At 70.5% G+C, this 11,700-nt stretch carries 11 protein-coding genes; 9 read left to right on the forward strand and 2 right to left on the reverse strand.

The window, feature by feature from the left end; genetic code table 11:
* Window positions 1-18: 18 nt before the first annotated feature.
* Together QRX60_RS15640 and QRX60_RS15645 are read left to right on the forward strand one after the other, a co-directional pair.
* A complete protein-coding gene (locus tag QRX60_RS15640; RefSeq protein ID WP_286001502.1) occupies window positions 19-1,158 on the forward strand; it encodes a dipeptidase in 1,140 nt (379 codons plus the stop codon).
* A gap of 46 nt (window positions 1,159-1,204) precedes the next feature.
* Complete coding sequence (locus QRX60_RS15645) at window positions 1,205-1,642, forward strand: LapA family protein (RefSeq protein WP_286001503.1); 438 nt, start codon at window positions 1,205-1,207, stop codon at window positions 1,640-1,642.
* Window positions 1,643-1,714: 72 nt separating this feature from the next.
* Here the strand turns inward: QRX60_RS15645 and QRX60_RS15650 are convergent, their stop codons facing one another.
* On the reverse strand, window positions 1,715-2,536 hold the full coding sequence (locus tag QRX60_RS15650; RefSeq protein ID WP_286001504.1) for a maleylpyruvate isomerase family mycothiol-dependent enzyme: 822 nt from the start codon (window positions 2,534-2,536) through the stop codon (window positions 1,715-1,717).
* Window positions 2,537-2,619: 83 nt separating this feature from the next.
* Here QRX60_RS15650 and QRX60_RS15655 point away from each other — a divergent pair, with 83 nt between their 5' ends.
* Window positions 2,620-3,411, forward strand: a complete 792-nt coding sequence (locus QRX60_RS15655) for an Abi-alpha family protein (RefSeq protein ID WP_286001505.1) — start codon at window positions 2,620-2,622, stop codon at window positions 3,409-3,411.
* Window positions 3,412-3,416: 5 nt separating this feature from the next.
* Entirely contained in the window at window positions 3,417-4,661 is a 1,245-nt protein-coding gene (locus tag QRX60_RS15660; RefSeq protein WP_286001506.1) for a DUF445 domain-containing protein, read from the forward strand.
* Here the strand turns inward: QRX60_RS15660 and QRX60_RS15665 are convergent.
* The gene (locus tag QRX60_RS15665; protein ID WP_286001507.1) at window positions 4,658-5,023 is read right to left on the reverse strand and encodes a winged helix-turn-helix transcriptional regulator; all 366 of its coding nucleotides are present in this window, start codon (window positions 5,021-5,023) and stop codon (window positions 4,658-4,660) included. The genes QRX60_RS15660 and QRX60_RS15665 overlap by 4 nt on opposite strands.
* Before the next feature lie 114 nt (window positions 5,024-5,137).
* Between QRX60_RS15665 and QRX60_RS15670 the strand changes: the two genes are divergently transcribed.
* From QRX60_RS15670 to QRX60_RS15690, 5 genes are all read left to right on the forward strand, one after another.
* Window positions 5,138-6,124, forward strand: a complete 987-nt coding sequence (locus tag QRX60_RS15670; RefSeq protein WP_286001508.1) for a zinc-dependent alcohol dehydrogenase family protein — start codon at window positions 5,138-5,140, stop codon at window positions 6,122-6,124.
* Between the two features lie 106 nt (window positions 6,125-6,230).
* Window positions 6,231-9,188 (forward strand): patatin-like protein, encoded by a 2,958-nt coding sequence (locus tag QRX60_RS15675; protein ID WP_286001509.1) that lies wholly within the window; start codon window positions 6,231-6,233, stop codon window positions 9,186-9,188.
* 298 nt (window positions 9,189-9,486) lie between these two features.
* Entirely contained in the window at window positions 9,487-9,996 is a 510-nt protein-coding gene (ectA, locus tag QRX60_RS15680) for a diaminobutyrate acetyltransferase (RefSeq protein ID WP_286001510.1), read from the forward strand.
* A gap of 15 nt (window positions 9,997-10,011) precedes the next feature.
* Window positions 10,012-11,265 carry a diaminobutyrate--2-oxoglutarate transaminase gene (gene ectB / locus QRX60_RS15685; protein WP_286001511.1) on the forward strand — a complete coding sequence of 418 codons (1,254 nt, stop codon included), beginning with the start codon at window positions 10,012-10,014 and terminating at the stop codon, window positions 11,263-11,265.
* 13 nt (window positions 11,266-11,278) lie between these two features.
* Complete coding sequence (locus tag QRX60_RS15690) at window positions 11,279-11,665, forward strand: ectoine synthase (protein WP_086678856.1); 387 nt, start codon at window positions 11,279-11,281, stop codon at window positions 11,663-11,665.
* The last annotated feature ends 35 nt before the right edge of the window (window positions 11,666-11,700 follow it).

Consider the following 11,700-nt stretch of genomic DNA (forward strand, 5'->3'; position numbering starts at 1 on the left):
TGGTCCTACGATCGGGCGATGACTAACGAGGCACTACAGCGTGCTACGAAACTGCTGGACGCCACCATCCTCGCCGACGGGCACAACGACCTGCCGTGGGAGCTGCGCCAGCACGGCGGTCCGAACCCGGTCGAGGCGGCCGCGTCGCTCGACCTGACCGTCCGGCAGCCGGCCCTGCACACCGACTTCCCGAAGCTCGCCGACGGGAAGCTCGGGATGCAGTTCTGGTCGGTGTACGTGCCCTGTGAGTTCGAAGGCCACAGCGCAGTCACGGCGGTGCTGGAGCAGATCGAGGTCGTCCACCAGCTGGCCGAGCGCTACCCCGACCGGCTCCGGCTGGTCGACACCGCCGACGAGGCCGAGGCCGCGTTCGCCGACGGCCGGATCGCGTCGCTGCTCGGCGCCGAGGGCGGGCACAGCATCGCCGAGTCGCTCGGCGTGCTGCGGATCCTGCGCCGGCTCGGCGTCCGGTACATGACGCTGACGCACAACTTCAACACCACCTGGGCCGACTCGGGCACCGACGAGCCGGCCCACGGCGGGCTCACCGAGTTCGGCCGCGACGTCGTGCGCGAGATGAACAAGATCGGGATGATGGTCGACCTCTCGCACGTCGCGCCGTCGACGATGCGCGCGGCGATCGAGGTCAGCTCGGTCCCGGTGATCTTCAGCCACTCCTCCTGCCTCGCGGTGAACGACCACCCGCGCAACATCCCGGACGACGTCCTCGCGCTGCTGCCCGGCAACGGCGGCGTCGCGATGACCACGTTCGTGCCGGCGTTCATCTCGCCGAAGGTGAGCGCGTGGGACCAGGAGCTGAAGGCCGCGATGGAGGCCGCGGGCAAGGAGTACCGGAACCTGGCCCAGCGCGGGGAGTTCGTGAAGGAGTGGGACGGCCCGGTCAAGCCGAAGGCCACCGTCGACGACGTCGTCGCGCACGTCGAGCACGCCCGCGAGGTCGCCGGGATCGACCACATCGGCCTCGGCGGCGACTACGACGGCGTCGGCACGCTGCCGGAGGGCCTCGAGGACACGTCCAAGTACCCGGTGCTGTTCGCGGCGCTGCTCGAGCGCGGGTGGAGTGACGAGGACTGCGCGAAGCTGGCCGGGAAGAACACGCTCCGCGTGCTGCGGGAGGTCGACGGCTTCGCCCGTTAGGGGGTTTGACACAGCGCTCCCCGCGTGCCGGACGGACACTGAACACATGACGCACGCGCGCGGGGACGCGGCCGACCACCCCACCGGCCCGACACACCAGGACCTGCCCGGGAGCGAGGTGCCCGAGGGCGCCCTCGAGCCCGCCGAGCTGCGTGCCGGCGACGTCCGGCCCGGCGCCGAGGAGGTCGCGCCGGTGCGCCCGGCGCCGGCCAGGACCGGAGCGGCCACCAGGGGCCGGAGCCGGCCGACGCGGATCAGCGGCACCTGGGTCGCCGTCATCGCCGGTCTGGTCGTGCTGGTCGTCCTGCTGGTCTTCATCCTGCAGAACCTCGACCCGGCGACGGTGCGCTTCTTCGGCGCCGAAGGCAGCCTGCCGCTGGCCATCGCGATGCTGTTCTCGGCCATCGGCGGCGCGGTGCTGGTCGCGCTGATCGGCGGCGCCCGGATCCTGCAGCTGCGCAAGCAGGCCCGCCGCCCCCGCTGACGCATCACTTTCCCTAGGAAAGATGCGTCCGGAGGGCCCCTCAGACGTATCTTTCCTAGGGAAAGTGACGGCTCAGGCGATGATCGAGGTCATTGTCAGGAGCTGTGCGCAAACGTTTTCGTCCCCGGTCGTCCGGACGCGGCCGACGTCGGCGGCGTTGCGCGTGCAGAGCCGCCAGAACGTGTCCAGGTCCGTCGTCACGGTGGCCAGCGGCGTGCGCGACGGCGGCGCGCCCCGGTCCAGGACCCAGCCGTCGCGCTCGCGGCGGGCGTACCACCTGCCGGCGCCGGTGACCGTGTACCCCACCTGCTTGCCGACGCGCGCCTCGACGTCGCGCAGGGTGTGCGGGAGCGCGCGGACGAACGTGTCGGCGATCGGCTCGGCGTACTCGGCCTCCAGCGGCGTGTGCTCCAGCGCTTCGCGGATCTGCACGTGGTGGACCCAGAACTCCGAATAGTCGCGGGCCGCGTCCAGCCAGCGCGGCGCCGGCTCGTCGCCCGCCCAGCTGACCGGCTCGCCGTCGCCGTCGAGGTCCAGCTTCGCCCAGTATTCGGTCGTCTGGCCCATGAACTCGTACATCATGGTGAGCAGGACGTCCGTCGAGAGACGGCGGCAGGCGACGACCCACTCCTCGTTGAGCCGGTCGATGAAGCGGGGGAAGGACTCACCCGCGCGGGGGGCTTCGGAGGTGTGCCCGTCGCGGCTTCGGGACAGCCGGCCGACCTTGTCTCCCAGCAGGTGGGCGGCGACGTCCTTGACCGACCAGCCCGCGCACATCGTCGGCCGCCGCCAATCCTCGTCGGTCAGCGCGCCGAGCAGCGTCATCAGCGCTTGCTCTTCTTTCGAGAAGTACGGGAGGACGTCGATCGGCGGGCCCCAGCGCGTCGGACTCATGGCGTCCATCCAACACGGATGTCACACCACCATTCGGCCTACCCGCAGGTAGCATCAGCCCGTAAGCAGAGGGGAGTCCGCCGGTGAACGCAGAGCGACCGAACGGCCGGGGCACCGGCGACGAGGTGGCCGACCTGGCGCGCCGCGCCGGGCAGCTGGCGGGCTGGGCCGCGCGCACCGGGTTCGCGCTCGGCCGCAGGCTCCCCGGCGTCGAAACCGCCGAACGCGGGGTGCGGCAGGTCGAGCGCCAGCTGCTGGCCGAGCTGCGCCGCCGGCTCGACGAGGTCGACGACCCCTACCACGCGGCGCTCACCGCGGCGTCCGCGATGAACCGCCCGGCGGTGCCCGGGAAGGTCGAAGCCGCGGTCACCATCGTGCCGGCGCGCGACAACCACGCCGAGCCGCTGCGCGCCGCGATGGCCGAGCTGCTCAACCACTCCATCGGCTTCGGTCGCGAGCGGGCCCGCGAGTACTTCTACGCGATCATCCTGCGCCAGCTGACCCCGGACGAGGCGCGCATCCTGTCCGCGCTCTCGGACGGCTCGCCGTTCCCCGTGGTCGACGTCGTCGAGCGCACCGGCATCGGCAGCAGCGGGCGCGTCGCGCTGCGCAACGCGTCGACGGTCGGCAAGTCGGCCGGGGTGTCGCTGCCCGACCAGGTGCCCGGGTACGTCACGCGGCTGATCGGCCTGGGCCTGGTCGACCTCGACGAAGAGGTGCCGTCGCTGGAGACGCAGTACGAGATCCTGCTGACCGACGAGACCGTGCGTGACGCGGAGAAGCACGTCAAACGCGCGAAGTACGTCCGGCGGACGATCCACATCTCGCGCCTGGGGGCGCAGTTCTGGCAGGCCTGCGACCCGAGCTTCGGCTGACCCGGATGGGGTCGTTCCTCGCCGGCATCGTCGCCGACTTCGCCCAGCACTGGCCCCTCTACGTCTCGATCCCGGTCGTCGCCGCGCTGATCGGCTACGGCACCAAGCTCGTCGCGATCCGGATGATGTTCCAGCCGGTGGAGTTCATCGGAGTCAAGCCGTTCCTGGGCTGGCAGGGCATCGTGCCCAAGCGCGCCGCGCGGATGGCGAGCATCGCCTGCGACACGATGACCGAGCAGCTGATCAAGCCGGCGGAGGTCGTGGCGCGGCTGGACGCGTCCCGCATCGCCCAGGAGATCGAGAAACCGCTGCTCGCGGGCGTCGAGGACATCGTGCGAGAGGTGGCCGGGCACTACCAGCCGGGGCTGTGGGAGTCGCTGCCGGTGCGGGTGCAGCGGCTGGTGATCGAGCGCGTCCAGCAGGAGTCGCCGCGGATGGTCGCGGCCGTGCTCGACCTGATCAAGTCCGATGTGGACAGTGTGTTCGACCTCAAGGGCATGGTCGTCACCAGCCTGGTCAAGGACAAGCGGCTGCTGAACCGCATCTTCCAGGAAGCGGGGGCGAAGGAGTTCAAGTTCATCGCGCGGTCCGGGCTGGTGTTCGGCGGCGCGATCGGCGTGATCCAGATGGTCGCGTGGGTGCTGTTCAAGTTCCCGCTGATCATGCCGCTGTTCGGCCTTTTCACCGGCTGGTTCACCGACTGGCTGGCGCTGCGGATGATCTTCTACCCGATCGAGCCGCGCAAGTACTTCGGGGTGACTTGGCAGGGCTTGTTCCTGAAGCGCCGCGCTGAGGTCGCGGAGGCGTACGGGTCGCTGATCGCCCGGGAGATCATCACCCCGCACAACGTCATCGAGGCGATCCTGCACGGGCCGTTGTCCGACCGGGTGCTGGCGCTGATCCAGCGTCAGCTCGACCTCGAGCTGGGCCGCCGGGTCAGCGTCGCGAAGCCGTTGCTGGTGTTCGCGGTGGGCAGCCGGAAGTACCAGGACATGAAGCTGGCGATCGCGGAGCAGATCATGAACCGGCTGCCGGAGACCATGCGGTACATCGAGGACTACGCGGCCGACGCGATGGACATCCGGAACGTGCTGGTGTCGAAGATGAAGGAGCTCTCACCCCACGAGTTCGAGCGCCTGCTGCGGCCGGCCTTCGAGCAGGACGAGTGGATCCTGATCGCGACCGGTGCGGTGCTGGGCTTCGCGGTCGGTGAGGGTCAGGTTCTGCTGCTGGAGCACCTGGCGGCCTAGGCGTTGGCCACGTCGTAGGCCCGCCGCGCTTCGCCCACCTTCGCGCGGTGCTTCGCCGCCCACGCCGAGAGCGCGTGAAGCGGTTCGTCCAGCTCCGCCCCGTGCGGCGTCATCGTGTACTCGACCCGCGGCGGGACCTCCGGGTAGACCTTCCGCGTCACCAGGCCGTTGCGCTCCAGCCCGCGCAACGTCAGCGACAACATCCGCCTCGACACGCCCGCCAGAGCGCGCTCCAGTTCGCTGAACCGCCGCGGTCCGTCGCCGAGCTGGACCAGGACCCGGATCGCCCACTTGTCGCCCACCAGGTCCAGGACCTCGCGCAGGGAGCACATCTCGGCCGGAAGAGTTTCGCCGTCGTCCATCGCTGTGACCTCGTTCGTAACAGGCATGTGCCGCCGTACCAGGAAAGTGCCGTCTTCCAGCGGAAACGCAACCGGTCCACGATCGATTCCGGCAACCACGGAAAGGAACCAGGAATGACGAAGGCAGTGCGGTTCGCGACCGAAGGCGGACCGGAAGTGCTGGAGCTCGTGGACGTCGACCTCGGCGAGCCGGGCCCGGGCGAGCTGCGGCTGCGGGTCGAGGCGATCGGGCTCAACCGGGCGGAGGCGATGTTCCGCGCCGGCACCTACTTCGAGCGCCCCGACGAGTTCCCGGCCAAGCTGGGCTACTCCGCCTCCGGGATCGTCGAGGCCCTCGGTGAGGGGGTCACGAACTTCGAAGCCGGCGACGCCGTCAGCACCGTCGCGGGGTTTTCGATGCGGACGCACGGCGTCTACGGCGAGGCCGCGATCGTGCCGGCCACCGCGGTGCTCCGCCGCCCCGAAGGGCTCGACGCCGCCGAAACGGTGGCCCTGTGGGGGCCGTTCCTCACCGCGTACGGCGCCATCGTCGACGAAGGCCGCGTGCGTCCCGGTGACTTCGTGCTGATCACGGCGGCGTCGAGCAGCGTCGGGCTCGCGACGATCGACGTCGTCAACCACATCGGCGCGATCCCCATCGCCGCGACGCGGACAGCGGCGAAGAAGCAGCGGCTCCTGGACGCCGGCGCCGCGCACGTGATCGTCACGGACGACGAAGACATCGCCTTCCGGACGAAGGAAATCACCGGCGGCCGCGGCGCGGAGTTCGTCTTCGACGCCGTCGCCGGGGAGGGTGTGCGCAAGCTCGCGGAAGCCACGGCGAAGGGCGGAACGCTGGTCGTGTACGGCGCGCTCGACACCAAGGAGACCCCGTTCCCGCTGTGGTTCGTGCCGACCATGCGGCTGTTCAACGCCTTCGACCTGACCCTGGACCCCGGCCGGCTGGCCCGCGCGGAGCACTTCATCCGCGCCGGCGTGCGCGCCGGGACGTTCCGGCCGCGCGTGGACCGGACGTTCGACCTCACCGCGATCGCCGAGTCGCACCGCTACCTCGAAGCGAACGCGCAGTTCGGCAAGGTGGTGGTCACCGTGGGCGGCTGACCGGGCGAGCAAGTCCACCCGAACAGCCGTACACCTGTACGTATCCCCGGGCTCACCTCGCGCCTCTAATCTGCGTCGGCACCGACGACGACGGGCGGGGGAGCCCATGCCTCAGACAGCTGAACCGTGGCAGCAGGAGATCCGCCTGGCGATGACGATGGTGGGCGGCGCCAGCCTCGCCATCTGGATGGGCGGCGTCGCCACCGAGACGTCGCAGCTGCTGCGCGAGTCGCGGGGCGACGCCGAGCCCGGGCTCTACCGGAAGCTGCTCGACCTCCTGCGCGCGTCGGTGTCGATCGACGTGCTCACCGGGACCAGCGCCGGCGGCATCAACGCCGCCTGCCTGGGACTGGCCGAGGCCTTCGGTTCGACGCCGCAGGTGCTGCGGGACACCTGGATCGAGATCGGGTCGCTGGAGAACCTCGTCCGCGACCCGGCCGAGGCGCAGCCGCGGTCGATCCTCGACGGCGATCGCGTGCTGCTCGGCGACCTCGAGCGGGCGCTGCACCGGATCACCGACCCCGGTGCCGCGCCCAGCGAGCCGCCGGACGTCACCGTGCTGCTCACCGGCACCATGATCGACGGCGAGACCAGCAGGTTCGACGACGCGCTCGGGAACCTCGTGCGGGACACCGAACACCGCATGCTCTTCCGCTTCGAAGGTCCACTGTGGATGCAAGGGGTGCAGGGCCCGCTGGCGCTCGCCGCGCGCTCCACCGCGTCGTTCCCGGGCGCCTTCGAGCTGTCGCGGATGCCGATCGGTGCCGAGTGCGCCGACGAGCTGCACCCCGACATGACCGCCTACACCGACCTGACCCGGTCGCACTGGCTGACCGACGGTGGCGTGCTGCTCAACAAGCCACTGCGGCCGGCGCTGCGGGAGATCTTCGAACGGCCGTCGCACGCGGACGTCCGGCGGCTGCTGCTCTACGTCGTGCCGACCGGCGAGCGGGAGGTGACCGAGGTCGCCTGCGACCCGGCGGACCCGCCGCTGCTGTCGAACGCGATGAGCCGGGTCGCCTCGACGGTGATGAGCCAGTCGATCAGCGCCGAGCTCGAGGACCTCACCCGGCACAACGACGCCGTCGTGCGGACCCGTGACACCCGCGTTTCGCTGGCCGCGCTCGGCCTGCGCGGCGGCCCGGACTGCCTGATCGACCGGCGGCTGGCCACCGCCTACCTGGACCGGCGGACCGCGGAGGACGCCGCCGAGCTGGTCCAGGCGGCCACCCGGCGCTACGCACTGTCCGATGTGGACACCGAGGACCGCGAGTGGGCCTCCGGCATGTCGCAGCAGCTGCGCGCGGTCGCCGTGGCCGGGCTGAGCAGCGGCATCCCGCCCGAGCCGCCGTCGGCCACCGTGACGGTGCCGGACCTCGTCGCCTACCGCACGAGCGCGCTCGACGACGCCGTCGCGACCGGGCTGCAGCTGATCAACGGCGGGTTCCGGCTCGGCCCCGACGCCACGCAGGCGAAGGAGCTGAACGAAGCGCGCGCGGGGCTGCACGCGGCGCGGCAGAAGTCGGCCCGGGGCGTGCGGCTGGCGCAGTGGATCGCCGCGCACGACGGGCCCGGTGCGAGCAGCACGCTCGAGGTCTGGATCCGTGCGCTGGCCGAGGAGTGGGCCGGGCTCGGCCGCTCGGACGTGCTCGCGCAGGCCTGGCCGATGGTCCTGACGGCGCTGCGCGCGGCGGCGCCGACGTTGCGGGCGCTGACCGAAGCGGCGGAAGACGACACGGTGCAGACACTGCTCGACTGGCTGGCCCTGCCCGACGGCGGCGACGAAGTCGTCCAGGCCCGGCTGCTCGGCCTGCACGTCGCGACGCGGGGGCTGCTCGCGCAGGCGCCGTCGGTCGACCAGCGGGTGGAGCTCGTGCAGGTCAGCGCCGATTCGCGGACGCTGCTGGACCTGAAGCGCCGCCGGTCTTGGGACAAGCTGACCGGGATGCAGGCGGACTACTTCGGCGCGTTCTACAAGTCGTCGTGGCGTGCCAGCGACTGGATGTGGGGCCGGGTCGACGGCGCCGGCTGGCTGGTGCAGTGCCTGCTCGACCCGCGGCGGCTGGAGACCCTGCGCGACCTGGTCGGGGCGGAGACCTTCCGCGACGAGCTGGTCGCCGCCTTGAAGCCGATCTGGCGCGCTCCCGGCCGCGACGACAACGCCGAGCCCGCCGAGGTGGCGGAGCTGACCGGCCAGCTCGACGAGGAACTGGCGTTCCTCGGGCTGGATGCGGAGCTCGACCCGGTGGACTTCGCCGCCGGCCGGCCGGTCAGCATGCCGGTGACGGCGATGGTGCTGGCCCGCACGCGCCAGGCGGAGATCGCCGCGGAGGAGCTGCCGGTCGTCGCGACGCAGGCGGCCGCCGACGTCAAGGTGAGCGGGTGCAGCGGGAAGGCGTCGGCGGGGTTCCGGGCGCGGGCCGCGCAGCCGATCACCGACGCGGCCGCCGCCCAGCGCGTGTTCCAGGCGTGCCAGGTGTCGGCGGAGAAGCTCGCGGGCGAGCAGGGCACGGCTCAGCTGACGCGCACGCTGGTCAAGCTCGGCGCCGCGACGGTCAACGCGGGGACGGTGGCGTTCCACCTGCCCGGCGGCTGGCCGAAGACCGTCGCGGGCATCCTGCGGACGGTGGCCCGGAGCACGACGAAGGTCACGCAGAGCGCGTCCAGGCTGGGGACGCCGGGTTCGCTGGCGGCGGGCGTGCTGGCGCTGCTGGCCGGCCTGGTGATCGGCGACAGCGGCGGCGCGATCCTGCAGTGGGTCGGCCTCCCGGTGCTGGCGGGCGCGGTCGTCTACCTGGCGACGGCGGTGCTGACGATGGGCCGCACCCCGCGGCGGCTGTTCGCGGTGCTGGGCGTCCTGGTCGTGGCGGCGCTGCTGCTCGCGGCGTTCCTGCCCCCGATCGCGCAGCCGTTCTTCGGCTGGCTGGGGAGCGTGGTGGCCGGCTGGCGCCGGGGTGAGGGCGCGGTGTGGTGGCTCGCCGTGTCCGGGCTGCTGGTCCTGCCCGCCGTGGTGATGCCGGTGAGCGGGGCCTGGCGCCGGCTCCGGAGCCGCCGCCGGGCCTGACCGGACGATCGGCCGTCTCGGGGCCGTCCGCGGGCGAGGTGTCCGGAAGAGGGCGCCGCTCGTGCGGACCCGTGCGGAATACGGCCCGTCGCCTTGCGATCAAGGGCCCGAAGGTTCATGGTGCGGGTAGGTCGTGAGCCACGGGCGCGCGACCCAGGCGCGCGTATGCCCCGGAACCGTCCACTTCAAACATGTTTGTGGGACTGCTCACCGGGTACTCCGCGTCGCCGCAGGTCATTGCGGGGGTCGTGAGCCACGTCGCTGGCGAGCCGAAAATTCTCTGTTACGTTTCCTGAGTATGTCCGTAACGCACTTGATCGAATCCCCGACCAAGGCGGACGGCGCGGAGCTGTGGCGAATCGCGCGTGATTCCGCCAAGCTCGATCTCAACTCGCCGTACGCATACATGTTGTGGTGCCGCGATTTCGCCGAGTCCTCGGTCGTCGCGCGCGAAGACGGCAAGGCGGTCGGATTCGTCATCGCCTACCGCAGGCCCGGTGAGCCGGAGGCCGCGCTCGTCTGGCAGGTCGCCGTCGACGCCTCGCAGCGCGGGAAGGGCCTGGCCGGAGCGCTGCTCGACGCGCTGTACACCCGCCTGGTCGATGCAGGGGTGCGTTACCTCGAGACCACCATCACCCCGGACAACGACGCGTCCATCCGGCTCTTCACGTCGTTCGCGAAGCGCTGGAACGCCGCGATGGAAACCAGTGTGCTGTTCGGTGGAGAGGAATTCCCCGAAGCCGGGCACCTCCCCGAAGAGCTTTACCGCATCGGTCCGCTCACAGCACGCAAAGATCCGGGCGAGTAGGAGAAAAGAAACGTCATGAGCATCTTCGAAGAGCTCGAATCAGAGGTCCGCAGCTACAGCCGCGGCTGGCCGGTCGTGTTCGACCGCGCCCAGGGCAGCCATCTCTACGACGAGAACGGCAAGTCCTATCTGGACTTCTTCGCCGGGGCCGGCGCGCTGAACTACGGGCACAACAACCCGCGGCTGAAGCAGGCCCTGATCGACTACATCCAGCGTGACGGCGTCACCCACGCGCTGGACATGTTCACCGTGGCCAAGCGCGACTTCCTGCAGACCTTCCGCGACAAGATCCTCGACCCGCGCGGCCTGAACTACAAGGTCGTCTTCCCGGGTCCGGGCGGCGCGAACGCCGTCGAGGCCGCGCTGAAGCTGGCGCGCAAGGTGACCGGCAAGGAATCGGTCATCAACTTCACCAACGCCTTCCACGGCATGACGCTCGGCGCGCTGTCGGTGACCGGCAACTCGATGAAGCGCGGCGGCGCGGGCGTCCCGCTGGTGCACGCCACGCCGATGCCCTACGACGCGTACTTCGACGGCGCGATGCCGGACTTCCTGTACTTCGAGAAGCTCCTCGAAGACTCCGGCAGCGGGCTCAACGAGCCGGCCGCGGTGATCGTCGAAGGCGTCCAGGGCGAGGGCGGCATCAACGCCGCGCGCCTGGAGTGGCTGAAGGGTCTCGACGACCTCTGCAAGCGCCACAACATCCTGCTGATCCTCGACGACGTCCAGATGGGCTGCGGCCGCACCGGCCCGTTCTTCAGCTTCGAGGACGCCGGGATCAAGCCGGACATCGTGTGCCTGTCGAAGTCCATCGGCGGCTACGGCATCCCGATGGCGCTGACGCTGATCAAGCCGGAGCTCGACGTCTGGGAGCCCGGCGAGCACAACGGCACCTTCCGCGGCATCAGCCCCGCGTTCGTCACCGCGACCGAGGCGATCAACGTCTACTGGAGCGACGACGAGCTCGAGAAGTCGACCAAGGCGAAGGGCGAGCGCATCGCCGCCGCGTTCTCGGGCATCGTCGAGGCCTACCCGGACGCGAACCTGGTCGCCAAGGGCCGCGGCCTGGCGCGCGGCCTCGAGTTCGAGAGCGGCGACCTGGCCGGCCGCGTCTGCGCCGAAGCGTTCGCGCGCGGCCTGCTGATGGAGACCTCCGGTCCCGACGGCGAAGTCATGAAGCTCCTGCCGCCGCTCACCCTGACCGACGACGAGCTGACGCAGGGCCTGTCGATCATCGACGAGTCCATCAAGGCCGTCCTGAAGAAGTAGAGGAGTCACCCCCGTGCTCGTTCGCACGCTCGACGAGATCACCGACACCGACGCCGACATCAAGACCGAGAACTGGCGCAGCAAGCGGATCATCCTCGCCAAGGAAGGCGTCGGCTTCTCGGTGCACGAGACCACGCTGTACGCGGGAACGGTCAACGACTTCTGGTACGCCAACCACATCGAGGCGGTGTTCATCACCTCCGGCGAGGGCGAGATCGAAGACCTCGCCACCGGTGAGGTGCACCAGCTCAAGCCGGGGACGCTGTACCTGCTCAACGACCACGACAAGCACCAGGTCCGGCCGAAGACCGAGATCAAGTGCGTGTGCGTGTTCAACCCCCCGGTGACCGGCCGCGAGGTCCACGACGAGAACGGCGTGTACCCGCTGATCACCGAGTGACGAGGGAAGCGGGAGAGGAAACAGGAGGCGAAGCC

Source organism: Amycolatopsis mongoliensis (assembly GCF_030285665.1).
Classification (GTDB): Bacteria; Actinomycetota; Actinomycetes; order Mycobacteriales; family Pseudonocardiaceae; genus Amycolatopsis; species Amycolatopsis mongoliensis.

Excerpts from the sequence above, each read along its gene's own strand:
- ectB (WP_286001511.1), top strand. The coding sequence starts at position 10,012 with ATGAGCATCTTCGAAGAGCTCGAATCAGAGGTCCGCAGCTACAGCCGC.
- QRX60_RS15660 (WP_286001506.1), top strand. The coding sequence starts at position 3,417 with ATGGGGTCGTTCCTCGCCGGCATCGTCGCCGACTTCGCCCAGCACTGG.
- QRX60_RS15670 (WP_286001508.1), top strand. The coding sequence starts at position 5,138 with ATGACGAAGGCAGTGCGGTTCGCGACCGAAGGCGGACCGGAAGTGCTG.
- QRX60_RS15665 (WP_286001507.1), bottom strand. The coding sequence starts at position 5,023 with ATGGACGACGGCGAAACTCTTCCGGCCGAGATGTGCTCCCTGCGCGAG.
- QRX60_RS15645 (WP_286001503.1), top strand. The coding sequence starts at position 1,205 with ATGACGCACGCGCGCGGGGACGCGGCCGACCACCCCACCGGCCCGACA.
- ectA (WP_286001510.1), top strand. The coding sequence starts at position 9,487 with ATGTCCGTAACGCACTTGATCGAATCCCCGACCAAGGCGGACGGCGCG.
- QRX60_RS15650 (WP_286001504.1), bottom strand. The coding sequence starts at position 2,536 with ATGAGTCCGACGCGCTGGGGCCCGCCGATCGACGTCCTCCCGTACTTC.
- QRX60_RS15640 (WP_286001502.1), top strand. The coding sequence starts at position 19 with ATGACTAACGAGGCACTACAGCGTGCTACGAAACTGCTGGACGCCACC.
- QRX60_RS15675 (WP_286001509.1), top strand. The coding sequence starts at position 6,231 with ATGCCTCAGACAGCTGAACCGTGGCAGCAGGAGATCCGCCTGGCGATG.